We start from the raw sequence: 24,125 nt of genomic DNA, 5'->3' as shown, positions 1-24,125 counted from the left end.
TTTGATCTTTCCGTTCACTGTTCACCATTCACTGTTCACTGTTCACTGAGATGGTAAATAGTGAACAGTTAACAGGAAAACCTAAAACTAAAAAGAACGAGTTCTAGTTTTAATCTTTTGACTTTTCCGTTCACTGTTCACCATTCACTGTTCACTAATGATTTGTACGGCTTGAGTCAGGATTGCTTCGGCGATCGCCAATTTGCTATCCCGTCCCAGCGCCTGTTGTTGTAATTCATTATTTTTGTCATGCCAGAGCAACGTCATGGCGTTGTCATCGCTATTGAAACCAATTTGCGTATCGCTGACGTCATTGGCAGCAATTAAATTCAGCTTTTTGCGGGTCAATTTGCCGGCTGCGTAGTTCAATACATCGTTGGTTTCTGCCGCAAAGCCAATAGTAAAGGGTGGATTGTCACGAGCGGCAACGGTGGCGAGAATATCTGGATTGCGAGTGAACTCCAGCACCAGACTTTCTGCATTTTTCTTGATTTTGGTCGAGCCGACTGACTGTGGGCGGTAATCCGCAACCGCCGCACAACCGATAAAAATATCAGCTGTATCAATTGCAGCTTCAACAGCTTGCAGCATGTCGTCGGCACTGATTACATCAATCCGTTCGACACCGTGAGGTGTGCTGAGCTGACAAGGACCAGCAACTAAGGTGACTGTAGCTCCCAATTGCTGCGCGACAGCAGCCAGCGCAAATCCCATTTTGCCTGAGCTGTGATTACTGATGTAACGAACAGGGTCTATCGCCTCGCGCGTGGGCCCAGCGGTTATGACAACGTGTTTACCGCTGAGAACTTGCGGCTTTGGGCGCAGCAGAGCGACCACCGCCTCACGTAATTCTGCAGGTTCAGGCATGCGGCCTGCGCCAACGTCGCCACAAGCCTGTGCTCCGCTTGCTGGCTCAATAATATGAACTCCATGGCGTCGTAGTAGCGTCATATTGTCCTGGACAGCTGGTGCCGCCCACATTTGTTGATTCATTGCTGGAGCAACGGCAATTGGAGCCGGCGTTGCAAGACAGACCGTACTTAACAGGTCATCCGCTAAACCATGCGCTAGCCGCCCCAGCGTGCTGGCGCTGGCAGGTGCAATCAATACCAAGTCAGCCCATTTCGCTAGCTCAATGTGACCCATCGCTGCTTCTGCAGCCGGATCCAACAAATCATCGTGAACTGGATTGCCCGACACCGCCTGCAGAGTGAGCGGTGTTATAAACGCTTTACCACCTTGAGTCATGACCACGCGCACGTCCGCACCAAGATCTTTCAAGCGACGCACCAGTTCTGGAATTTTATAAGCGGCAATCCCGCCACTGATTCCAATCAGAATTCTGCGGCCAGACAACGGCATTTCGGGGCTTGTGGTCATAGTAAGTCCTTACCTTTTACGTGATCTTAACCTTATCACGGGAACAGAAAATTGGCGATATAGGAAATGTTACATTTCTGTGTTTGCAACGTACATTTATACGCGTTAGGGTGATGAGGTGGTTAGAAAACCACCTTTTTACGCAACAAATGGAAGATGTCATGTATAAAATAGCTTTAGCAGCCGCTGCTGCCCTGTTGTTAGCAGGTTGCCAATCAACGACAGAAGAAGACATGGGCAGTGGTTATGTTCGTGTTGTGAACGACGAAGGTGTCGTCACTCACATCTGTCGAAATGAACAAACTGTAGGAACTAACTTCAAGAAGCGCGTGTGTCGTACACCTGCGCAAATGAAAGAAGAGCAAGAAACGGCTCAACGTGAACTGCAAAGAAACCAGCGCGGTCCACTACGTCCAGTCGGAATGAATTAAACTAACTCCGGCAGTGAAATTCGAAGAGCCACCGTCAGGTGGCTTTTTTATGTCTGCCATTTTTTCAGCGAAACCAAGGAGTAGGTTTATGACGATGGTAGCAATTAAGAATATGGCGGCCGAGGAACGTCCGCGTGAGCGCATGGCTGCATTGGGAGTAGGAACATTAACCGATGCCGAACTCTTAGCCATTCTATTAGGAACCGGAACGCGTGGACGTGATGTGGTGCAGTTTGCCCGCGAATTATTAGAGCACTTTAAGGGGATTGGTGGACTGCTCACCGCATCCGCGGAAGATCTGCTGCAGCAACCAGGTGTGGGTCCTGCTCGAGTGATGCAGTTACAAGTGATCATGGAATTGTCGCGTCGCTACCTCAGTTGGCAATTGCAGCGCGATGATGGTTTTACACAACCTGCCATGGTCCGGGACTATTTAACCGCTCAGCTACGACATCAGGAACGAGAAGTATTTGTGGTGTTGCTACTGGATAGTCAGCACCGCTTATTGAAGTACGTTGAGCTATTTCATGGCACCATTAACGCTGCGCCCGTTTATCCGCGAGAGATTATCAAATTGGTGATGCAACACAACGCAGCTGCTGTCATTTTGGCGCATAATCACCCCTCCGGAGTAGCCGAACCAAGCCAAGCGGATCAGCGCGTGACTGAGCGGCTCAAGAAGGCTTTGAGCTTAATCGACGTAGCGCTATTGGATCACTTTGTTATTGGTTCAGGATCGCCAGTTTCATTTGCCGAACGCGGCTTATTGTAGTAGAGTAGCGCGGCTTCGTTGCGACACTCTCAAGAAAGGTTAAAAAAATTCGTGAGAGGACGATCGAACGATCTAGAAACGATCAAAAAAACACTGCGATCACTTGATTGCCGGGCTAATTTGCTGTATAAAATGCGCCCTCGGATTCAAGGCAAGGCCGCGATGGGCGACAGGCGAGCTTGAAGCAAATTTTGGAGTAAAAAACGATGTCACGAGTATGTCAAGTTACAGGAAAGCGTCCGGTAGTGGGTAACAACCGCTCGCACGCGAACAATGCGACCAAGCGTCGTTTCCTGCCGAACCTGCAATCTCACCGCTTCTGGGTTGAATCAGAAAAGCGTTGGGTAAAATTGCGCATTACTACTAAAGCAATGCGTATCATTGATAAAAACGGAATCGACTCTGTGCTTGCAGAAATGCGCGCACGCGGCGAGAAAGTGTAAGGAGATAAACCATGCGTGATAAGATTCGTTTAGTTTCTTCTGCCGGTACTGGTTTCTTCTACACTACCGACAAGAACAAGCGCACTATGCCTGAAAAAATGGAAATCAAAAAATTCGATCCAGTGGTTCGTAAGCACGTGATTTTCAAAGAAGCCAAAATTAAGTAATTTTTGCTTCGGCAGACCTGCCGCAAGAGCTTGATAAAAAACCCGACTTCGCGTCGGGTTTTTTGTGTCTAGTGATAAAGCTTAGCGGGTGGGGTCAATGACACCGCCAATACTGGCATTGTGCCGATACCAACCGGTAATACTAAAGCGGTCACGCTGGCCGGGAAGAACTTCATGAACAAACACATCGCTGAGAAAGAGCACCAGTTTGCCAGCTTCAGGCAAAACCATTTCTAATACGTCACCGTTGGCGTCATACATCACCAGTTCACCGCCGTCATTGGGGTGCCACTCTGGGTTCAAGTAAAACACGCTGGTCAAGATACGATTGCTGCGACCCTTAAAGGCATCGAGATGTTTTCGGTAAAAGGCACCCGGTGGGTAATGCGCGAGGTGACACTCATAGTCAAACAAGCCCATAAACAACTCGCGATTGATCTGTAATCGGAGCGCATCCATGAATGCTAGATAGCTTGCTTCGGGTTTATAGTCACGCTGCAACCAGCGGATCTTATCTTGGCGAACAGCCGTATTGGTGGTGTACTGATCGGCACGTCCAATGCCCGCTTGCTGCCATGCGTTGGGGTCGAGTGCCACAGCGTGGTCAAACAACGCTTGGCAATGTTCGGTGGCCAAAAAGTTCGGTACAATCACATAGCCATGATTCGCCAATTGCTCGCAATCGATCGCCTGCGTGTTAAACGCATCCAGTTCGATAATTTGCTCGAAATCAGCTGTTGTCATGGGCTTGAAGAGATACAGTTGAATGAATGAAAGTTGCGCGAATATAGGGCAGATTCGCAGTTTACGCAAGCGCCTCACCACCGAATGAACCGAAGAGATAACGAATGCCTGAGTTACCTGAAGTTGAAGTAAGCCGACGTGGTATTGCACCGCATCTTGAAAGCCAAGTGATCAAGCAAGTGATTGTGCGTGATGCACGACTGCGCTGGCCAGTTCCTGAGACACTGCAACAACTCACAGGTGCAACCATTACTCAGGTGGAGCGGCGCGCCAAGTATTTGATTATCCATACCACGCAAGGCTATGCCATTGTGCACCTCGGCATGTCGGGCAAGGTTCGCGTGATTCCGACCGATACCATTGTGGTTAAGCATGACCATGTGGATTTAGAACTCGGCAGCGGGTGGTCCTTGCGATTCAATGACCCACGTCGTTTTGGTTGTTGGTTATTTAGTGAAGAACATCCATCTCTTGATCATCCACTGCTGCGAGAGCTAGGGCCTGAGCCACTGACCGATGACTTCCATTTGGACTATTTGTTTAACGCCTCACGCGGGCGTTCGCAATCCGTCAAAACCTTCATCATGGACAATCACGTTGTGGTGGGCGTGGGGAATATTTATGCGAATGAGTCGTTGTTTAAGGCAGGAATTAATCCTAAGCGAGCCGCTGGACGCATTAGCAAAGCCCGTTACGCGAAGTTAGTGCCTATTATTAAACAAACCCTAGCGCGCGCCATTGAACAAGGCGGCACCACGTTGCAAGATTTCACCCAAGCAGATGGGCAGCCTGGTTATTTCAAACAAGAACTGATGGTTTATGGTCGCGGCGGTAAACTCTGTATGCAGTGCTCGGGACGGCTGAAAGAAATTCGCTTGGGGCAGCGCAGCACGGTTTACTGCCCAAGCTGTCAGCGCTAGCCGTTAAGGTGTGGGTCTTACGATAAATACACTGTGGTGGTCATCCTCATTTTTGATATTGAATTGTGAGGTGTAGTTCTCATCGTACCAAGGCTGCTTGGATAGGGTTTGTTGCACGCGGATCAAATCTTCAATCCTCATTCCGGATTGATTACTCACTTTGAGTTCGCAAATGGATGTGCGACAGGTTACTGACTGCAGCAGTAAGTCGCCGAGTTCGTCTTTGATCTCAAACAGTCGCTCCACATCAGACTCCACTAAATAAGCCCAGTCTGGGTCCACCGACTCTTGCAGCATGCGATCAGGGTAGGTGGTAAATTCCTGTAATTGCGCCGCGATACTGTCTAGGTCAGGTTCTTCTTGAATTGCCGGCACAGCCACTTCCTCTTCGCTCACAGCGCTTGCATCCGAATTGGCACGCGTGAGGTCTTCAGTCATTTGAACTACTTCATCTTCGCTGTCTGCAATTGCTGCATTTTTAGCAGACGCAAAGCCTTCGGCAAAACCTTGCTCAAACGATTGTGCCGCTTGCTCAATGGCTGAAGGCTCATTTGATGAAAAGTTACCAAACCAAAGTAAGGCAAGAATGATGACGATATAAAAAACGTGAAATAACTTGTGCATGTCCGTTCGCATCCAGTTCAGTGAAACCTAGCTTCAGTCTACGAGTTGTTGGAAATGAATGCACTTAATTGTTGAACAAATGTGGTTGGGTCGCTAATAAACGGCGCATGACTGCAGCGCGGCGAGACAAACTGCGAGCTCGCGGGCGCCAGAGCTTGAACCTGATCTGCGACACTTGCAGGCACTAGCGCATCGAGACGACCGTAGAGGCGGAAGAACGGTAAGTCGATGTGCTTTAATTGGTCACGAAGATCAACGGATGCCAACATATCCAGCCCCGCATCGAGCACTTCTACCGATGCCATAGGTTTTTCAAAGAGCCAAGCTTTCACTTGCCGCACATCCGCTTTCGCATGTGGACTACCCATCGATTGCAGTGCCAGAAAGCGCTCCACAGTTTTCCGGAAGTCTTTACTCAACAGGCGTGCAAAATTATTCAAGATATGAGGCTCAATGCCAGGCCAGCTATCTGCTGCTGGGAAATAAGGTGAGCTGGCGACAGTCGTTAAACTTTGCACACGCTCGGGTGCTTGAAGCGCAATTTGGGTGGCAACTAACCCACCCAGTGACCAGCCAACTAAGTGACAGCGTTCCGGGAGTGCCGCCAAGGTCAGTTCAACGAGGTTACTGAATGTAATGGGGAGTGCTTCAGGCCATGCCGATTCGCCGTAGCCAGGTAGATCGATTTGATGGAGACGCCCCAGCTCAGACAAGGGCTTGGCAACAGGCGTCCAGATATTCGCGTTCAAACCCCAACCATGGAGTACGACAATATCCGACCCTTGCCCACTGACCTTTGACCACACCGCAGCTACCATGAATACACCTCTATACAGACAAGGAAGTGGTTATGGTAGCGATAGCTCGGCAGCTTGCCAAGTGGATTGATTTAACGCCCGGTTTGGCGTGTTGTTGGCTGTGTGAAGAGCCGCTAGAAGTCGGTGAAAAGAGCTTTTGCTCGGTGTGTTTTGCCGATCTGCCGCGGTTACCGCCGCGTTGCCAACGCTGGCGCTGTCAACGGCAAGATCTAGCCGCCGGAAGATTTTGGTTTGCGGCACTAAGATGGCAACCGGAGGTGCAAAAGCTCATTCAATATTTCAAGTTCAAGCAAATGCCTGACTTGGCGCGAGTTTTAGCGCCGCTGCTAGGGGCGCAGCTCCATACCTGCTACCAACGTTTTGTTCTGCGTGAAACCAGTCAACCGGTGCGTTGGCCTGACTTGATTGTGCCAATGCCGATGAGCAAACGACGCTGGTGCGAACGCGGGTACAACCAAGCGGGATTGTTGGCAGGGCAGTTAGGGGAACTCTTGTCTATTCCAGTGGGATACGGAACGTTACGACGACTACAGCAGGAATCACCGCAGCATCGCTCGAATGCGGCAGAGCGTTGGCAAAATATGAGTCATAGTATGCATTGCACGCGATCAGTCAAAGGACTGACGGTCGCGGTGGTAGATGATGTATTAACAACGGGGGCTTCGGTATCAGCTGCTGCTTTGGCGCTGCAACGACGCGGTGCGGTAGCGGTAGATGCATGGACATTGGCTTACACCGAACCCCATGCACCCCCGCTTATCAAAACCGACTAGTGAGCCGCCTCTGCTGCAGCCTCAGCAGCTGCCGCAGCATCTTCACTAGGATTCGCTGAAGGGCGAATGGCTGGCGCTAAGTAAATAGCGTTACTCAACAGTTTTGCTGAACCGTAGAAGAAGGCACGGAAGTTGACGTCATCACTGAAGGCAACCACCCGGCCTCGGCCTAAGCGGTGCGCTAATACTGCCGTTTTACCGGCTAGCACTTCGCGATTTTCTTTTGCGGCATAACCACTTAACAGTGGCTCTGCTAAGTACTTCGCTACGCTTAAGAATGGCTGCTCGGGTGTTTCCATAGCATTCAAACTGTCCTTGAAGACGGGCAGTTGTGTACGCGGGAAACCGAAGCTAAGTGGATGCGATGTATCCAACTCGACACCAAATATCGCACCAGCCACGCGCCGCTTACCATAGAAGCTATCCATGTCATCGTAGCGGAGATTGGTGGTATCAAATTTCTCTTCGAAGACTTCATCCTCAATGAACTTGGCAGCTAGAACATCGTTCTCAGCTAACCAACGTGAACCACCTTGTTGGCCAATCACGACACCACCGTTACGCACCCAGCGACGTAACCGGTCAGCATCACCTTTATCGAGGTTGTAGTAGCTGCCATCGACCATCACAATATGGGTGTAGCGAGATAAGTCGATACGACCAAAACGATCGGTATCAATCATCGAGACCGGCACATCCACATGGCGATCTAAGTAGTACCAAGCTTCACCACCCTCATACATGTTGGCGCCGTTGCCGACCAACATCATGACGCTGACTTTCTCAACTGGGCGCATGTTACCACTACCGATATCAATACCTTTAGGTGTTAACCCAGAGGTAATAGCACTGACTTCGAGGTTATTGGCAGCAGCAATGGTTCCCAATTGTGCTTGAACTTCCGCCCAAGGTTTCGATTGGTAGGCGCGAGTTACGACCACTGTACCTGGGTCAAATGCTACTTCGCCAGTGGTAGTCAGTGCACTGAAGCTCTTGTCTGCTTGGCGTACATGGATGTCTGCTTCCAGCAAGTTTTGCAATGCGCGTGGGCTGAAGTAGTTATGCCACTCAAACGCATAGGCATAGGCGTCCGCTGGCAGTTCGGGAGAGGTCGACTCCGTAGCTGGAGTCCAGGCTGTGTCCGATGTATTGATGCGACGTCCTTTGAAAGTATTGAACGGAACGTTGAACGCCATCGGCAAAGTCCATCCCGACACATCATAAAAGGTGTTGTCTCGGAACGACTTATCCGTAGTGAAAATGGCACGGATCAGCGTGTATTGCTCCTGCTCCAGTGGCACGTAGTAGCTGCTTCCAGCTGCATAGTTGGTGCCACCAACTTCGATGTCACGCTCGAGTGCGTAAGCTCGAATACCGTGTTGATGCAAGATATTCAGCATCTCATGGAGGCGCGCTGGGTCTGAGTTATCACCCACCACGTAACCGCTAAAATCAGCCTTTTTAGCAGCTGAGTATGCCGCATCAAAGAAGCGTTGCTGATAATCTAAGAACAGTTGTTTGTTCTCATGTGCACCGAACATCGTAGTCAACGACGTATCAAATTGGTTTTGAATCGTGAATGGGAATTCGACTAAACCATTGATCGAGTCTTGCGCATGACCGCGGCTCGAAGCCTGCTCAAATAAGATACCGATAGCGCCTTGTACGTCAGGATAAGTTGAGCCTTTGCCGACATAAAAGTCATCGAAAGCTTCTTCAGTAAAGTACAAGCGACCATCTTCATCGAGTTTGGCTGCGTGGTATTCAGCGAGCTTAGCAGTTAACTCGACGTTCTCTTCTGGCGTGTTCGGGTTCCGGCGTGTCGGAATGCCTGGCTGGAAGAAGAAAGTGCTGTTGGTGCCCATCTCATGAAAATCAGTTAACACATTTGGCCGCCACTTTTGGAAGTTGGCAATGCGCGCACGTGATTCTGGATGTTGCAGTAACAACCAGTCACGGTTCAAGTCAAACCAGTAATGGTTTACACGACCACGCGGTGTACCTTGCACATGTTCACGATGCTGCGGATCCGCGACCAAGTTTTGGCTCTTATGTTGGTTAGCCCATTGTGCAAAGCGTGCAAGGCCATCCGGATTCAAGCTCGGGTCTAACAGAATGATGGTGTCTTTGAGAAGCTGTTCAATTTTCTCGCCTTGAGCAGCCGCTAAGTAGTATGCATATAACAGCGAAGAATTACTGCCGCTAGGCTCGTCACCATGAATGCTGTACCCCATATAAAGCACGAGTGGAGCGGTTTCAGGATCGCCCTTACGCTGTGGGTCGGCTAGTGCGGTGTGCTGCTCGCGCAACTCATCTAGATTCGCAAAATTTTCGGGTGCAGTAACCGTCAGCAACAATAACGGACGTTGCTCATGGGTACGTCCGGTATATTCAATCTGGAAACGGTCGGAGTGTTCAGCCAACACTTCCATATACCGTACCAGTTGATCATGGCGAACATGCCATTCACCCACTTCATAGCCCAGTACATCAGCTGGCTTCGGGACTGATGGGTCATAGGTGACATCATCAGGTAAATAGTCAGCCAAAGTTTTGGCGTGTGCACTTGTTGTCATCAGTATGATGGCAGCGAGAGTTGCAAGCGAGGACAATAACTTATGCATAGCAGATCCTACATTGAGCCCAAAATTAAGGCTCACCCTAGCAAATAAATGCGGGCTGCGACACTAGCGTTACTATGCAATGTAGGAAATTTGCGATAAGATATACCCTACTAAATTACTCAAGTATAGCAGTTAGGTGGTGAGTATATGATTCGGATAACCGAGAGCGCACAAGAGCATTTCCGCAAGCTTCTAGCCGAGCAGCCGGATAACACCAATATTCGTGTGTTTGTCGTGAACCCTGGCACAGCATCTGCTGAGTGTGGGGTATCTTATTGTCCGCCAGATTCTGTTGAAGCGGATGACGAAGTATTACCATTCAGCGGTTTCGATGCCGTTGTCGATTCAACCAGCGCGCCATTTTTGGCCGACGCGGTGATTGATTTTGAGGTGCAAGACTTAGGTTCACAACTGACCTTAAAAGCACCTAATGCGAAAGCACGGAAAGTGTCAGACGATGCACCATTGATTGAACGTGTTGAATACATGATTCAAGCAGAGATCAATCCACAACTCGCCAACCATGGCGGCAAAGTATCAGTACAACAGATCACGCCAGACGGCATTGCAGTATTGCAATTTGGTGGAGGTTGTAATGGTTGTTCAATGGTTGATGTGACTTTGAAAGAAGGCATTGAGAAAGAGCTTTTGCAGCGCTTCCCCAATGAACTCAACGGCGTCCGTGATGTCACTGAACACGAACGTGGCGAGCACTCATACTACTAACGCTCAACCTGTCTAAATATTAAGCTAATGTAAAGAGAGTGATCCCATTCAGATAATCCTTTCGTAACGTTATTTGCCAATAACAAACGAGGAATAAATCATGAATGGGATCACAAAACTGAGTCTTGCTGCAACAGCAGCTTTTGTCTTAGCCGCGTGTGGGAGCAGTAGCACCAACGATGACGAAGATGTCGCCGTCCCGCCGCAACCAACACCAACGACCTCATTAAGAGTACACCACAGCGTTGCTGATGCGCCAGATGTTAATGTCTTAGCGAACGGTAATGCTGTGCTTGAAGCTGTGCCTTTTGGTGCGTCTTCAGGTGTTCTTTCTGTCGATGCTGGTGATTACAGCTTGCAAGTTGACGGTATTTTACCAGATGGTTCTGTCGCGACGGTCATTGGGCCAGCTGATGCAACTTTCTCACAAAATACGCGTTATGAAATCTTCGCAATCGGTAGCGCAGCTGACGGCACTATTGAGCCTTTGATCTTCGCTAACATGGATAGCGACATCGACGCGGGTAATGCGCGCTTGCAGGTTGTTCATGCATCGCCAGCTGCACCAACCGTCGATATCTTCCTAACAGCTCCAGATGCTGATTTAGCTGCTGAAGCCCCAGCTGCAACGTTGCAGTTTGGTGATTTTACTGGCCAGCTCGATGTGCCAGCCGGTGAATACCAAGTACGCATTACCGTAGCCGGTGACCCAGCTGCCGTTGCGTATGACAGTGGCGCGATTGAATTGCCAGATGGCGCTGACCTTGTAGTAGCAGCAGTCAACAATACAGCAACGGGCGCATCGCCAGTGATGCTGCAGATTGCTGATGGTGAAGGTTCAATGTTGTTACCTGACGTAAATGCAGGTGCTGATATTCGTGTGGTACACGCAAGCGCGGATGCTCCACCAGTTGACGTAACCGTAAATAACGCTGCGAGCCCAGCCATTGCCGGTCTAGCGTTCGGTTCAGGCACTGACTTTATCAACTTGCCAGCAGCCGATTACCTTATTGATGTAGCTGCCGCGGGCGGTACACCTGTAGTGATTGATGACGCACCTTTAAGCCTAGCCACAGGTGACGCGTTATCAGTGTACGCAGTAGGTGCATTGGGCGACGGTTCATTGACCTTAGCAGTTGTGGGTGACGCACAACGTCGCGTAGCGACTGAAGCACAAGTACAACTCGTACACGCTTCACCAAGTGCTGGTAACGTTGATATCTATGTTACTGCAACTGACGACATTAGTGGTGCAGCCCCAGCATTTGCGGACGTGCCATTTGATTCAGCTGCCTTAGTGTCTACCGGTTATGTATCGTTGCTGCCAGGTGACTATGTCGTCACGGTAACCGCAGCAGGTACGCAAACTGCAGCCATTGGTCCGATTCCGTTAACTCTTGAAGGTGGCGGTATCTACACTGCAGTAGCGGTTGATTCTGCAGGTGGCGGTTTACCTCCAGGTCTGATCTTGTTGGATGACCTTGCTCAGTAATTCATTATTTGAGCAAAACCGCGTAGCGTCGCGTCAACATCCAATATTGACTGACGCCGCGGGCAAGTAGAAATAACGATAACGCCAACCACAAACCATGGTTGGCGTTATTGTTTTCGAGAAGCGCTTGGCCACCGAGCCACACTGGAACGAATACCAGCAATGCGCTAATAGCCATCGTGTCACGCATCGCTTGGGTTAGGCCTAGGCCAATATAAACACCGTCGAAATAATAGCTCCAGTGTCCCAGCAGCGGGAGAATCCAGAGCCAGATCAGATAACGATTCGCCACGGCAATGACATCTGGCAAATCCGTCAGGGTTTGAATAATCCAGTTCCCTGCCAACCAGAATGTCAGGCTATACAGGCATGCAAAAATACACGACCAAACCAGCGTTAGCCGCATCCAAAAGCGAATTTCGCCGCTGTTCTTGCGTCCTCGAGCGGCTCCAACGAGTGCTTCAACAGCATAGGCAATGCCATCTAAACCCAGCGAAATCAGCAGTAGAAACTGCATCAAAACCGCGTTAGCAGCAACCACAACTGCACCGAAACGTGCGGCATAGCCAGTCATGACTGCCATACACAGCTGTAGCAGTAAGGAACGAATGAACACGTCTCGATTCATACTAGCGAAGCGACGTAGATGATCGCGTTGTACTCGCCAAAGTGGTCCAATGGTAGGTAGCAGAGGTTTTAGCATGGCTACTCCAAGCAATGCTGTGGCAACTTCCGCAATCACTGACGCCCAAGCGGCGCCGGCCACTGTCATACCGAGGCCGATGATCAAAATGACATCACCGACAACATTCACAGCGTTGGTAAAAATGACAAGAACCATGGCGCGTTTGCTTTGTTGGCGCCCGAGGAGAACGCCTAACACTACTAAATTCGTTAGAGCCGCGGGTGCCGCCCAGAGGCGAATAGAGATGTATTCTGATGCCAATAGACGGAGTTCTTCCGAGGGCTGAATAATCCACCAAGCTCCGGCAATAATCCCGGGACCTCCGACAATCAACAATACACCAAGACCCCACGCCAGCCATAAGGCGTGCACTAAAGTGCGTTCCGTTGCGGGTTGGTCGTCAGCGCCGAATGCTTGTGCGGCTTCAGCTGTCGTCGTCATCCGCAAGAAAATGGCGAGGAGGAATACAAAGCTAACAACCATAGCGCCTAATGCCACTGCGCTTAGGTAGATCGACTCGGGCAGATGCCCTATGATGGCAGTGTCAACGAGACCTAATAAAGGTGCGGCGATGTTGGAGATGATCATCGGTAACGCAATGGCAAAAATTCGTCGATGATCGCCACGTGAGCCCCAGCCGAGCCATTGCTGAGAAGAGGAGTGAGTGTCGATGCGAGTTGTTGGTTTGTGGCTAGCCATGCTGGTTAGCGTTCCTTTTGTAGTACTAGCGAAGTCGACCGCTGCCACGGGCGTTGCTATTTTACAGTATCACCATATTGGCGATGATACACCGCGGGTTACTTCGGTAACAGTCGAAGAACTCGAAGCGCATTTTGAGTTTCTAGCCGACAACAACTTCACGGTATTATCGCTAACTGAAGCCGCCGAGCGCATCGAAGCAGGGACTCTGCCTGAGCGCGCCGCAGCCATAACCATCGATGATGGCTGGCGCAATGTTTACAGCGAAGGCCTCGAGCTCTTTAAGAAGTATAACTACCCCTTTACTATTTTCGTGAATCCAAAGTTGATGGCAGAGACTCCGCGTCTGTATATGACGTGGGACCAGCTGGAATCACTTCAAGAGTATGGTGCGACCATAGCGAATCACTCACAATCTCATAGCCACATGACCTGGCGTCTTGAGAGTGAATCTGAAGCAGAATGGTTAAAGCGGCAACGCAACGAAATTCTCGCTGCGCAAGAGGAAATTGAACAACGGCTCGGTGAGCAGCCAAAACTATTTGCGTATCCTTACGGCGAGTACAATCCACAGCTTGCAGGAATGCTGGTCGAGGAAGGTTTTTTGGCGTTTGCACAACATTCTGGACCTTGGGGTGAGTACTCGCCAGCCGGCGCAATTCCGAGATTTCCGGCATCAGCACAATATGCCAATTTAGAGACGCTAAAAACTAAGCTGTTGAGTTTGCCACTACCCGTTGTGCAGGCGAAGCCGGAATCGATGATTCAATCTGGGTCTGAGGTAAGACCAACAGTCGAGCTTACCGTACAAGAAAGTGAGCAATATCGACTCAGTCAGATGAATTGTTTTTATGGCAGTGCGGTGATTCAACCGCAATGGTCTGAGGTTGGGGATGGTTTAAGCCGAGCGACTATCGAATTGCCGAGCGACTTAACCATAGGACGGTCACGACTGAACTGTACAGTACCATCCGCTAAACAGAACGGTCGTTTTTATTGGTACTCCCATCCATTCGTGCGACCGGATGAGAATGGTCGTTGGCCAGACTAAAATGAATTAGTGATAGCGTCGCGCGATGATTTCAAAATCTTGCGCGAGCTGTTCCATACTCACTGTCGGAATTTCACCGATAACGTGCTCAGCTTTGAAAATGGCCTGCAGATTTCCAGCAGGATTAACCAGTATTATTGCGGCACTGTGGTTGACCAGATAGTCCTGTTCACCCTCATCGGGGATGCTGTACATCAATCCTAAGCCATTGACGAATGGGTAAAGGCGTTGGTGTTCAGCTCGCACACCATAGAAATTCTCACCGAAAAAGCTCGTATATTTTTGTATTCTGTCGACATCATCGCGTTGCGGGTCAACTGAAATCATCCACACTTTTACCGGAACAACGCTGTGCTCTTGCAGTTCAGGTAAGATCTTGCGTAAGTCTGCCATGGTTGTTGGGCAGATATCTGGGCAGAAGGTATACCCCGTGAACAACAGTGTCCATTGGCCTTCTAAATTGGAGTTATCAGCCAATCCGCCATCGCTGCCATCGAGTGTAAATGGCGCTATGGCGCGTGCTGGTTCATAGACCAGTGCTTGCGGTTGCTCCTGCGGGAGCCAGTTATATATGGCTATACCAGCGACTAGGGCAACCAGAGCAACAATGGAGAGTAATAACTTTTGCATGAAAATGCCCCTTTACAGCATTGCTGCCAGAACCGGTTCTGGACCAACGTAATGATCGATCAGGAACAGCACAAACAGCACCATCAATTGCCAAATCGAGAATTTGAACATGTTATAGGCGGTGAGTTTCCCCGGCGAAAACTTCAGCTTCCATGCGTAGCCTAGGAACCAGATACTCAGAATACTTGAACCAATGAGATAGACCACGCCTGACATTCCCACTACATAGGGTAACAAACAGATAACCCCAAGCAGAATGGTATAGAGCAGAATACAAGTCTTGGTGAACTCGATACCGTGCGTGACTGGCAGCATTGGAATATCAGCTTTGGCGTAGTCTTTCGCGCGATGGACCGCTAGCGCCCAGAAATGAGGTGGCGTCCAGGTAAACACAATCATGACCAGTAAAATAGCAAACGGATGAATTTCATTCGTCACTGCCGTCCAACCCAGTAAAGGTGGTGCGGCACCAGCAAGGCCGCCAATCACAATATTTTGTGGTGTCGCGCGTTTTAGATACATGGTGTAGACAATGGCGTAGCCGACCAAGCTGGCGAAGGTCAGCCAAGCGGTCAGCATGTTGACAAAGAGAGCAAGAACGACAAACCCGAGTGCGCCAACTATGGTTGCGAATGCCAATACGCGGCGCGGCGAGAGAGAACCCGCTGGCAATGGACGGCGCAATGTGCGCGCCATACGTGCATCGATATGCCGATCAACTAGATGATTGACAGCTGCAGCCGAACCCGACATCAAACCGATGCCGACTATTGCGGGCACCATAATTTGCCAAGGTACCCAAGAGGTGGTCGCTAGACACATACCTACCACAGCAGTCAGTAGTAATAATGCTACGACGCGGGGCTTGGTCAGCTCCAAATAGTCACGCCAGTTGGCGCTGCGTTTATAGGTCGCCGCAAGAGCCTCATCGGCGGCTTGCATTGAAGTCGGTTCTGTCATCTTTACTTCCTTTCTAATACTAAGTGCGCACCCTTGTTCTCGTTTTTATGCAGGTGCTATGCGTTGCGCGCGATTTTATAATTGAGTGCAACCAAACTCACTAAGAGTAAAGCTCCAAACAGATTGTGCGCGACAGCTACCCCTAAAGGTAGCAAAAATAAGACATTGGCAAGACCGAGTAGCAGCTGAACAACGAGCAGCACACTCACCCAATGCAGACTGGTTCGAATAACCGCCGAACGGGCCTTCCGGTACCCCGAAAAGAGCATCAATCCGACAATAACAGTAACCACTATAGCACCGATACGGTGAGCAACATGCATGGTTACCCGTTCATCATAATCATGAGCACCATACTGGTAGGTCTCAGCATCTGGAACTGAAAACGCGCCGGCTACATCGAGTTTGTTCACCCAGTCGACTTCACAGATTGGTAATTGAGTGCACGCCATTGCTGCGTAATTGGCCGCGACCCAACCACCTAGTGCTATTTGTCCGATTACTGCAAGTAAGGCTATGAATGCTAATCCTGCGAGTTTGCGAACTTGCGGATCGCCCATCGGTAAATGAATGCGCTTCAGCCTTAAATGCAGCAACGCCAACAATGAAAATGTGGTGAAACCACCGAGCAAATGCCCCATAACAATCAATGGTTGCAAGTTTTTAGTGACAGTCCACATACCCAGCAGGGCTTGGAATGTCACCATTACTAATAATAGCAACGGTAATTTGACGGGCTGTTCTGGATGCTTACGAACTCGCGCCACCGACCAAATAGCTATCGCGAGAATGGTTAAGCCAAGCAAACCCGCAGCGTAGCGATGGATCATTTCGTTCCATGCTTTGTTGTATTCAATAGGCGCATCGGGCCATAGTTCGACCGCGCGAGATATCTGTTCTTCACTTTTAGGAACAGTTAGGGTGCCGTAGCAACCGGGCCAATCGGGACAGCCTAAACCGGCATCAGTGAGACGCGTGTAGGATCCCAATACAATCACGATAACCACTAAAACCAGACTAAATTTGACAAGGTTACGCATGGGCTTATCCAATCTTTGACAATTTCAGAAGGGTGCGTAAATCAGATAACAAATTCTTTGCCTCTAACCGCATAGCCTCTTCGTCGGCATGAGTAGGGTAATACAGCACTACATTTCCCATCGGATCGACAATAAATAGCTGCTCTGCAGGCAGGTCGGCCAAAGCTTCAATGAGGTCTGCACTGATAACGCTACGAACTATCGGCATTTGTTCAAGGTCGACAGTAGTTTCTGTTGCACTAATGAATACCGGTGTGACTCGATCGGTTTCCTTTCCAAGTGCAATGTCTAATTGATTAATGGCATAAAGTCCCTGAATGCAGGCCGCTGAACATTGACCGCTATCACGCAACACTATTCGCCAACCTTCAGGTAGTTGTGCGTTTAATTCACCTAATTCAAACGGGGGTACCAGCATCGTACCTTTATTGGTCGCTGCGCCTTGATACCAATTCCCCTGCAGTACTAGGTATGCGCCAAGTACTGGAATCAAAAATGCAATGACAACGCCAACAAATGTGGCGCGTGATTTCTTCACCGATGTCATGTCCGATCCTCTGTTTTTGTTTTTCTGGAGCGACTAGCAAACCAAAAGACTAATCCGCAAGCGATAGCCAATGAGAACCACTGCCACGCATAAGCGCGGTGTTTTTGTGGAGTCATGACCTGCGGTTGCCATTGGCGCGGCCAGCCAAATTCAGCAGTGGCAGAGTCAGCTGTTGCGGTCTGATAACCTGCCGAGAGTAGCACCACATAGGGGGCTAAAGGAAGTTGTGTTGCTTCACTTAAGGCGTCAAGTTTGAGCTGCTGAATTCGTTGCGGCCAACTGCCCGCTTCGATGACCTGGTCACCGAGCATAAAGGCATCATCGGCAGGCGTGTAGAACAACCCACTAATCTGCACTTCGCCCTCAGGGAGGTCTAAATCCGGTAGGTAGCTGCGATCGATTCCAGCAGTTACCCAACCCATATTCACCGGCACCAAATACGGTAGCTCTGTCACTTCAAGTAAGCCGATGACTTGATAACCGACACGTCCTTGCCATATCTGATTATCCAGTAAGAAGTACCGATTATCGGCAAAGGTTCCGGTAATTTCGACGGATTGATAGCGGGCAGGTAAGGGGTTTGGTTGCAGCGTTAGATCGACAGCCTCCGATTGATTCTGCGCAAAATCATCGAACAAAACTTGTTTTTCGTCGGCACGTTCGAGTTGCCACAATCCGAGGTTGACCAAAATGAAAATTGCCAGCACAGTGAGCGTCACGGCAACTAATTTGCCCCGATTCATTCTGCTGCTCCTCGAAAGGAAGATGTCATGGTTTTTACTGCTAAAGTCATTTTGGTACTACTCATGCTTTTTATGGTCGTGAATCTGTTTCGCGCACTATTTGCGATGTTACGCGATGATCCGACCAAGCCCTCAATGACACACTACTTGGGCAAACGGGTGATGTGGTCCGGTATTGCCATGGCTATCATTGTGGCGTTACTACTGTCCGGTGTTATTGCACCGAATGAGCGCCCGTATTAACGGGCGCTCGCTGGGTTTAAAGAATATAAACAAAGATAAACAAGCATACCCAAACTACATCAACAAAGTGCCAATACCAGCTGGTCGCTTGGAATGCAAAGTGATTGTCATGGGTAAAGTGACCTTTCATGACGCGCAGGAACATAATGATTAACATCACCGTACCCAACGTAACGTGCATGCCATGGAAGCCAGTGAGCATGTAGAAGGTATTGCCATAAATACCTGAGTCTAAGGTCAATCCAAGATCTTGATAGGCATGAACATATTCAACGCCCTGCAGATACAAGAAGATACAACCCAGAATAATGGTGATACCCAACCATACTTTTAATTGCGTTCGCTTACCTTTCTCAAGACCTACATGAGCAAAGTGACAGGTAAAGGAAGAGATAATCAAAATAATGGTGTTATACAGCGGTAAGCCAAACCAACCCATTTCACCAGAGGCGGTACCACCTGGCGTTTCGGTGAGTGGCCAATGCGCACTAAATTCTGGCCACAGCACTTCATTGGTCATCGCATTATTACCGGCACCACCAAGCCATTCAACTGCAATCACACGGGCGTAAAACAACGCACCGAAGAAAGCCGCAAAGAACATGATTTCAGAGAAAATAAACCAACTCATTCCCTGCCGATATGAGGCGCTCAGCTGTTTGCTGTACATTCCAGACATTGATTCATTAATTTGGTCACGGAACCAACCAAACAACATGAATGCAATGACCAGTAAGCCTGCGGTGAGGACATTACTGCCCCAGCCGTCAATGCCTTTACTATTTTCGATAACGGTGTGTCCAGCACCAAACGCAATTAAACCGAGACCAACAGCACCAATAATGGGCCACGGGCTGGACGCGGGGACGTAATATTTTTCGTGTTTCTCTGCCATAACAATTCCTTAGTTTGCCGGCTGCATTTGCGCCAGCACATCCGGTGTAGCATTGGCTGTCATATCGTACAGCGTGTATGACAAGGTCAGCGTATGAATATGGTCGGGAATATCCGGATCTAAATAAAACTGCATCGGCATGGCGGTATTTGCACCTGCTTTGAGTGGTTGCTGATTAAAGCAAAAGCACTCCGTTTTATTGAGATACAATGCGGCTTCACCCGGTGCAACAGAAGGGATAGCTTGCGCCACCATGTTGCCACCAGTGGGGTTGTTGGCGAGAAAGTTCACGACTTTTGTCTCACCAGGATGCACGCGAACACTTTTCACTTCCGGTGCAAAACCCCAAGGCATTCCGCTATTCGTACGCGTAATAAATTGAACGTTGACGGTTCGCGAGGTATCCACTGCACGAGTATTGGCCGCAGCTTGCTCATTATTAGTGCGGCCATTAAACCCAGTGATATCACAAAACACTTCATACAGCGGTACCAACGCGTACCCAAACGCAAACATACACACCACAGTGAGCAGTAGGCGCCGCACAACGCGGCCATTATCTGGCCGCTGTGGAGCTGGATTCGAGTTGGTATCAGTCATACGTCAATTCCTTCTTACTTAACCTGTGGTGGTGTTTCAAAGGTGTGATATGGAGCTGGAGAATCGACCGTCCATTCCAAACCTTCTGCACCTTCCCACGGTTTCGCAGCTGCCTTTTCGCCACCGCGTACGCACTTGATCACAACCCACAGGAAGATCAACTGCGACAGACCGAAGGCAAAACCACCGATACTGACTATTTGGTTAATGTCTGCAAACTGCAGGGCGTAATCAGGGATCCGGCGCGGCATACCTGCTAAACCAACAAAGTGCATTGGGAAGAACAACACGTTCACGGAGATCAGCGAGCACCAGAAGTGCCAACGACCTAAGTTTTCGTCATACATGTGTCCAGTCCACTTCGGCAACCAGTAATACGCTGCTGCCATAATGGAGAAGATCGCGCCACTGACTAATACATAGTGGAAGTGAGCCACTACGAAGTAGGTGTCGTGGTACTGGAAGTCAACCGGTGTGATGGCAAGCATCAGGCCTGAGAAACCACCAATGGTGAACAAAATAACGAAGGCTAGTGCAAATAGCATGGGTGTTTCGAATGAAATCGAACCACGCCACATGGTGGCAACCCAGTTAAATACTTTTACCCCAGTCGGCACGGATATCAGCATCGTACAGTACATAAAGAATAGCTCAGCGGCCACCGGCATGCCCGTTGTGAACATGTGGTGCGCCCAAACCAAGAACGATAGTCCGGCGATAGCGGCGGTGGCGTAAACCATCGACGCATAACCGAACAATGGTTTGCGCGAGAATGCTGGGATGATAGCTGAGACGATACCGAATGACGGCAGAATCATGATGTAAACTTCGGGGTGACCAAAGAACCAGAATATATGCTGGAACATAACAGGGTCGCCGCCGCCAGCTGCATCAAAGAAGCTGGTACCGAAGTACTTATCAGTTAACACCATAGTTACAGCGCCGGCCAGAACTGGCATAACCGCAATGAGGAGGAAAGCGGTAATAAACCAAGTCCATACGAACAACGGCATCTTCATGTAAGTCATACCGGGTGCACGCATGTTCATAATGGTCACGATTACGTTAATCGCCCCCATAATCGATGAGATACCCATAATATGCACTGAGAACACGAACAATGCGGTTGAATCGCCACTATAAGTGGTCGACAGCGGTGCGTAGAACGTCCAACCGAACGCTGGACCACCACCTTCCATAAACAGTGATGCTAACAAAATGGCAAATGCGAACGGCAGAATCCAGAATGACCAGTTGTTCATTCGTGGTAACGCCATATCAGGTGCGCCGATCATCAGCGGCACCATCCAATTTGCTAGGCCTGTAAAGGCAGGCATAACAGCACCGAATACCATGATCAGACCGTGAACGGTCGTCATCTGGTTAAAGAAGTGCGGTTCTACTAATTGTAATCCGGGTTGGAATAGCTCAGCGCGAATAACCATCGCCATGGAGCCGCCAACCAAGAACATGATGAAACTAAACCACAGATATAGTGAACCGATATCTTTGTGGTTTGTGGTAAATAGCCAACGGGTAATGCCCGACGGCGCATGGTGGTGATGATCGTGATGATCCATCTCGCCAACTACTGTGCTCATAGTCGAGTCTCCCTTATTGATTCACGTATTCGTTGACATCGGCGGCTTGCACCATGTCTCCGGTGTCATTGCCCCAAGCATTTCGCTCGTAGGTGACAACCGCAGCGATTTCACGCAACGAAAGCTGGTTAGCGAATGCCTGCATTGCGGTGCCGTTTTTACCGTTCACGACAATGTCGATGTGGCCTGGGATGTCGTTCTTAACCATTTCCGTGCCGACTAGGCTTGGGAATACACCCGGAATACCTTGTCCGTTGGCTTGGTGACATGCAGCACAACTACCCAGGTACACACGTTCGCCAAGCTCCATCAACTCGTCCATGCTCATTGACATCGACAGGAGACGTTGTTCTTCTTCTTTGGCTTCGCGCTGAATAGTTTCTTGCTCGGTAATCCAAGCTTCGTACTCGGCAGGCTCTTTCGCAATAACCACTACTGGCATATAACCATGGTCTTTACCACACAACTCTGCGCACTGGCCACGATAGATGCCGGGCTCATCAACCCGAGTCCAGGCTTCATTAATAAAGCCAGGGTTGGCATCTTTCTTCACAGCAAATGCGGGTACCCACCATGAATGGATAACGTCGTCAGAAGTAATTAGGAAACGAACCTTTTGGCCCGTTGGGATGACTAGCGGACGATCGACCTCAAGTAAATAATTCTCGCCTTTATCGAGTCGATTGGTGATCTGATCTCGAGGTGTGGCAAGTAGACTAAAATACTCAACGTCATGGTCGAAATACCGGTAGTGCCATTTCCACTGTGAGCCGGTCACTAATACGGTGACATCAGATTCGCTGACATCTTCCATAGCGATCAAAGTGGATGTAGCAGGAATAGCCATACCCACCAAAATCAGGAAGGGGACTATGGTCCAAGCGATCTCAACCTTCACGTTCTCGTGGAAGGTCGCAGGTTTACGGCCTTTCGACTTGCGATGGCGGAACATAGACCAAAACATGGCCCCAAAAACGATGACCCCGATAATGCAACAAATATAGAAGATGGTCATGTGTAGGTCATACACACGATTACTTATATCTGTGACACCTTGGGTCAAATTAAATTGCGATTGTGCACTAGCAGCCAGGGGTAAACCTGCTACGAGCGCGGTGATGAGTCTCGTTCTCACGCGACATCTCCTCTCATTCTTCCGACGTGGACTACCACGAAAACACCGAAGTGCGAGCCTGAAGAACAAAGAGGTGAGCAGAAAAAGGAACAGCATTTCTGGTAAAGGAAAAATCGCTTTCCCCACTAACCCTTTGTTGTTTTGTATCAGTCTTATTATTTGTTTTTGTGTTAGCAGTAAGCTGCTGGAACAAAATACCATGACGTGACGAAAAAGCCACCGCCAAAGTTAAGAAAATTTAAGGATAAGAGAAAAAACATGCATAAAAAAGGGCTGCCGAAGCAGCCCGAAGGACAACCTTCACTCGCAGACTTAGTGGAGTGGGGTAAGTGAAGGAAGCGCGTTAAACACAAAACTGTGGGTATGACTTACTTTGCTCGCCATCTTCAAACGTTGCTGCATGCGTGGCGATAATTCTTCTAACCAGCTCAATACGACGCTGCTGGTGCTTGCCAGTAAAGCTTGTTCAGTCGCCCATTCGCGCTGGTCTTGCGTTTTACCTGCTACCCAGCGAATGCGAGCACGGCTGATGCCGCTTTGTACCATCGCATCGATGACTTGGCGGGTACCGCCGATGACGGTAATCCATTCGCTTGTGCGCATGGCTAATGCCTGAATGCGTGGCAATACATCATTAAACTGATGAGTAGCTAACTGTGCTGACTCTTGTCCACTCCAAGGCGTACTTTCAACGGTTTCTAAAAATTGTTGTGCTGTGTAAGCTGAATCAAAGTTTCTCATAACCAAGCTCCATTGCGAATCACGCCAACCGCTAACCCTTCGACCGTAAAATATTGCTGGGTTAAATCCACTTGAATTGGCGAAAACTCTTCGTTCTCTGGGTGTAATAAAATGGTATTTCCCTTGCGCTCGAACCGCTTCACGGTAACGTCATCATCCACACGGGCAACGATGATCTGACCATTTCGAGCTTCTTGAGTCTTATGCACGGCGAGCAAATCACCATCCAAAATACCAATATCTTTCATACTCATGCCTTGTACTCGTAATAGGAAATCAGCATGAGGTCTAAATAAATTCTCATCGACACGATAATGACTTTCGATATGTTGCTGTGCCAAGATAGGTTCACCTGCAGCCACCTGACCAATTAATGGCAAACCTTCTGGCATCTCGTCTTCATCGCCAATAACGCGAATACCTCGCGACATACCGGGTAGCATCTCAATCACACCTTTCTTAGCGAGCGCTTTCAGGTGTTCTTCAGCAGAGTTTGCTGATTTGAACCCCAAACGTGTTGCTATTTCAGCCCGCGTTGGCGGCATACCAGTGGCATCAAGGTTATCTTTGATAAGGGTCAAGATTTCTTGCTGACGCGGTGTTAAAGGACGCATGTGATTACCTGTTTATCTATACAGTGA

The 24,125-nt window shown here is 49.3% G+C and carries 27 protein-coding genes; 10 read left to right on the top strand and 17 right to left on the bottom strand.

The annotated features are described in order from the left end of the window. Positions 1-144 precede the first annotated feature (144 nt). On the bottom strand, positions 145-1,362 hold the full coding sequence (coaBC, locus tag ACN0S4_RS07475) for a bifunctional phosphopantothenoylcysteine decarboxylase/phosphopantothenate--cysteine ligase CoaBC (RefSeq protein ID WP_417657462.1): 1,218 nt from the start codon (positions 1,360-1,362) through the stop codon (positions 145-147). A gap of 179 nt (positions 1,363-1,541) precedes the next feature. Between coaBC and ACN0S4_RS07470 the strand changes: the two genes are divergently transcribed. The 4 genes from ACN0S4_RS07470 to rpmG all read left to right on the top strand — a co-directional run bounded on the left by ACN0S4_RS07470 (position 1,542) and on the right by rpmG (position 3,193). Next, complete coding sequence (locus tag ACN0S4_RS07470; RefSeq protein ID WP_169930651.1) at positions 1,542-1,811, top strand: hypothetical protein; 270 nt, start codon at positions 1,542-1,544, stop codon at positions 1,809-1,811. 94 nt (positions 1,812-1,905) lie between these two features. Continuing rightward, positions 1,906-2,583, top strand: a complete 678-nt coding sequence (radC, locus tag ACN0S4_RS07465) for a RadC family protein (RefSeq protein ID WP_417657461.1) — start codon at positions 1,906-1,908, stop codon at positions 2,581-2,583. A gap of 206 nt (positions 2,584-2,789) precedes the next feature. Next, positions 2,790-3,026 carry a 50S ribosomal protein L28 gene (rpmB, locus tag ACN0S4_RS07460; RefSeq protein ID WP_169930650.1) on the top strand — a complete coding sequence of 79 codons (237 nt, stop codon included), beginning with the start codon at positions 2,790-2,792 and terminating at the stop codon, positions 3,024-3,026. Positions 3,027-3,037: 11 nt separating this feature from the next. Beyond that, a complete protein-coding gene (gene rpmG, locus ACN0S4_RS07455) occupies positions 3,038-3,193 on the top strand; it encodes a 50S ribosomal protein L33 (protein WP_086433484.1) in 156 nt (51 codons plus the stop codon). Positions 3,194-3,274: 81 nt separating this feature from the next. On the opposite strand, the gene ACN0S4_RS07450 is transcribed toward rpmG, so the two are convergent. After that, complete coding sequence (locus ACN0S4_RS07450) at positions 3,275-4,006, bottom strand: 2OG-Fe(II) oxygenase (protein ID WP_417657061.1); 732 nt, start codon at positions 4,004-4,006, stop codon at positions 3,275-3,277. A gap of 35 nt (positions 4,007-4,041) precedes the next feature. Here ACN0S4_RS07450 and mutM point away from each other — a divergent pair, with 35 nt between their 5' ends. Continuing rightward, the gene (mutM, locus tag ACN0S4_RS07445; RefSeq protein WP_417657060.1) at positions 4,042-4,857 is read left to right on the top strand and encodes a bifunctional DNA-formamidopyrimidine glycosylase/DNA-(apurinic or apyrimidinic site) lyase; all 816 of its coding nucleotides are present in this window, start codon (positions 4,042-4,044) and stop codon (positions 4,855-4,857) included. A gap of 3 nt (positions 4,858-4,860) precedes the next feature. On the opposite strand, the gene ACN0S4_RS07440 is transcribed toward mutM, so the two are convergent. Together ACN0S4_RS07440 and bioH are read right to left on the bottom strand one after the other, a co-directional pair. Continuing rightward, the gene (locus ACN0S4_RS07440; RefSeq protein ID WP_417657059.1) at positions 4,861-5,481 is read right to left on the bottom strand and encodes a hypothetical protein; all 621 of its coding nucleotides are present in this window, start codon (positions 5,479-5,481) and stop codon (positions 4,861-4,863) included. A gap of 38 nt (positions 5,482-5,519) precedes the next feature. After that, positions 5,520-6,299 (bottom strand): pimeloyl-ACP methyl ester esterase BioH, encoded by a 780-nt coding sequence (gene bioH, locus ACN0S4_RS07435; protein ID WP_417657058.1) that lies wholly within the window; start codon positions 6,297-6,299, stop codon positions 5,520-5,522. A 32-nt stretch (positions 6,300-6,331) separates the two neighbouring features. On the opposite strand from bioH, the gene ACN0S4_RS07430 reads away from it, so the two are divergent. Continuing rightward, positions 6,332-7,072 (top strand): ComF family protein, encoded by a 741-nt coding sequence (locus ACN0S4_RS07430; protein ID WP_417657057.1) that lies wholly within the window; start codon positions 6,332-6,334, stop codon positions 7,070-7,072. Here ACN0S4_RS07430 and ACN0S4_RS07425 read toward each other — a convergent pair. Beyond that, the gene (locus ACN0S4_RS07425; protein WP_417657056.1) at positions 7,069-9,696 is read right to left on the bottom strand and encodes a M14 family zinc carboxypeptidase; all 2,628 of its coding nucleotides are present in this window, start codon (positions 9,694-9,696) and stop codon (positions 7,069-7,071) included. The two genes, ACN0S4_RS07430 and ACN0S4_RS07425, sit on opposite strands and share 4 nt — an antisense overlap. 147 nt (positions 9,697-9,843) lie before the next feature. Here ACN0S4_RS07425 and nfuA point away from each other — a divergent pair, with 147 nt between their 5' ends. Both nfuA and ACN0S4_RS07415 read left to right on the top strand, forming a co-directional pair. Beyond that, complete coding sequence (gene nfuA / locus ACN0S4_RS07420) at positions 9,844-10,422, top strand: Fe-S biogenesis protein NfuA (protein WP_169930643.1); 579 nt, start codon at positions 9,844-9,846, stop codon at positions 10,420-10,422. 100 nt (positions 10,423-10,522) lie between these two features. Continuing rightward, complete coding sequence (locus tag ACN0S4_RS07415; protein WP_417657055.1) at positions 10,523-11,914, top strand: DUF4397 domain-containing protein; 1,392 nt, start codon at positions 10,523-10,525, stop codon at positions 11,912-11,914. Between the two features lie 4 nt (positions 11,915-11,918). Here the strand turns inward: ACN0S4_RS07415 and ACN0S4_RS07410 are convergent, their stop codons facing one another. Next, entirely contained in the window at positions 11,919-13,298 is a 1,380-nt protein-coding gene (locus ACN0S4_RS07410; RefSeq protein WP_417657054.1) for an MATE family efflux transporter, read from the bottom strand. On the opposite strand from ACN0S4_RS07410, the gene ACN0S4_RS07405 reads away from it, so the two are divergent. Next, positions 13,270-14,349, top strand: a complete 1,080-nt coding sequence (locus ACN0S4_RS07405; protein ID WP_417657053.1) for a polysaccharide deacetylase family protein — start codon at positions 13,270-13,272, stop codon at positions 14,347-14,349. The two genes, ACN0S4_RS07410 and ACN0S4_RS07405, sit on opposite strands and share 29 nt — an antisense overlap. 6 nt (positions 14,350-14,355) lie before the next feature. Here the strand turns inward: ACN0S4_RS07405 and ACN0S4_RS07400 are convergent, their stop codons facing one another. The 5 genes from ACN0S4_RS07400 to ACN0S4_RS07380 all read right to left on the bottom strand — a co-directional run bounded on the left by ACN0S4_RS07400 (position 14,356) and on the right by ACN0S4_RS07380 (position 18,269). After that, positions 14,356-14,979, bottom strand: coding sequence for an SCO family protein (locus tag ACN0S4_RS07400; protein WP_417657052.1), 624 nt, complete (start codon positions 14,977-14,979; stop codon positions 14,356-14,358). Positions 14,980-14,991: 12 nt separating this feature from the next. Beyond that, entirely contained in the window at positions 14,992-15,921 is a 930-nt protein-coding gene (cyoE, locus tag ACN0S4_RS07395) for a heme o synthase (protein ID WP_417657460.1), read from the bottom strand. A gap of 74 nt (positions 15,922-15,995) precedes the next feature. After that, on the bottom strand, positions 15,996-16,979 hold the full coding sequence (locus tag ACN0S4_RS07390; RefSeq protein WP_417657051.1) for a COX15/CtaA family protein: 984 nt from the start codon (positions 16,977-16,979) through the stop codon (positions 15,996-15,998). A 4-nt stretch (positions 16,980-16,983) separates the two neighbouring features. Next, positions 16,984-17,526 (bottom strand): hypothetical protein, encoded by a 543-nt coding sequence (locus tag ACN0S4_RS07385; protein WP_417657050.1) that lies wholly within the window; start codon positions 17,524-17,526, stop codon positions 16,984-16,986. Continuing rightward, entirely contained in the window at positions 17,523-18,269 is a 747-nt protein-coding gene (locus ACN0S4_RS07380; RefSeq protein ID WP_417657049.1) for an SURF1 family protein, read from the bottom strand. The genes ACN0S4_RS07385 and ACN0S4_RS07380 overlap by 4 nt, the downstream gene beginning before the upstream one ends. Before the next feature lie 27 nt (positions 18,270-18,296). Between ACN0S4_RS07380 and ACN0S4_RS07375 the strand changes: the two genes are divergently transcribed. After that, entirely contained in the window at positions 18,297-18,512 is a 216-nt protein-coding gene (locus ACN0S4_RS07375) for a DUF2909 domain-containing protein (RefSeq protein WP_169930634.1), read from the top strand. A gap of 16 nt (positions 18,513-18,528) precedes the next feature. Here ACN0S4_RS07375 and ACN0S4_RS07370 read toward each other — a convergent pair whose 3' ends face one another. The 6 genes from ACN0S4_RS07370 to lexA form a co-directional block, all read right to left on the bottom strand. After that, positions 18,529-19,407, bottom strand: coding sequence for a cytochrome c oxidase subunit 3 (locus ACN0S4_RS07370; RefSeq protein WP_417657048.1), 879 nt, complete (start codon positions 19,405-19,407; stop codon positions 18,529-18,531). A gap of 9 nt (positions 19,408-19,416) precedes the next feature. Next, the gene (locus ACN0S4_RS07365; protein ID WP_417657047.1) at positions 19,417-20,007 is read right to left on the bottom strand and encodes a cytochrome c oxidase assembly protein; all 591 of its coding nucleotides are present in this window, start codon (positions 20,005-20,007) and stop codon (positions 19,417-19,419) included. A gap of 14 nt (positions 20,008-20,021) precedes the next feature. Then, on the bottom strand, positions 20,022-21,608 hold the full coding sequence (gene ctaD / locus ACN0S4_RS07360) for a cytochrome c oxidase subunit I (protein ID WP_417657046.1): 1,587 nt from the start codon (positions 21,606-21,608) through the stop codon (positions 20,022-20,024). Between the two features lie 13 nt (positions 21,609-21,621). Beyond that, positions 21,622-22,728 carry a cytochrome c oxidase subunit II gene (gene coxB, locus ACN0S4_RS07355; RefSeq protein WP_417657459.1) on the bottom strand — a complete coding sequence of 369 codons (1,107 nt, stop codon included), beginning with the start codon at positions 22,726-22,728 and terminating at the stop codon, positions 21,622-21,624. 327 nt (positions 22,729-23,055) lie between these two features. After that, positions 23,056-23,484 (bottom strand): hypothetical protein, encoded by a 429-nt coding sequence (locus tag ACN0S4_RS07350; RefSeq protein WP_417657045.1) that lies wholly within the window; start codon positions 23,482-23,484, stop codon positions 23,056-23,058. Beyond that, positions 23,481-24,098 carry a transcriptional repressor LexA gene (gene lexA / locus ACN0S4_RS07345; protein WP_417657044.1) on the bottom strand — a complete coding sequence of 206 codons (618 nt, stop codon included), beginning with the start codon at positions 24,096-24,098 and terminating at the stop codon, positions 23,481-23,483. The genes ACN0S4_RS07350 and lexA overlap by 4 nt, the downstream gene beginning before the upstream one ends. Positions 24,099-24,125 lie beyond the last annotated feature (27 nt).

The organism is Pseudidiomarina aestuarii (genome assembly GCF_048263735.1).
GTDB lineage: Bacteria > Pseudomonadota > Gammaproteobacteria > Enterobacterales > Alteromonadaceae > Pseudidiomarina > Pseudidiomarina aestuarii_B.
The sequence above is the reverse complement of the archived record's forward strand: the minus strand, read 5'-3'. Positions and strand labels throughout refer to the sequence as shown.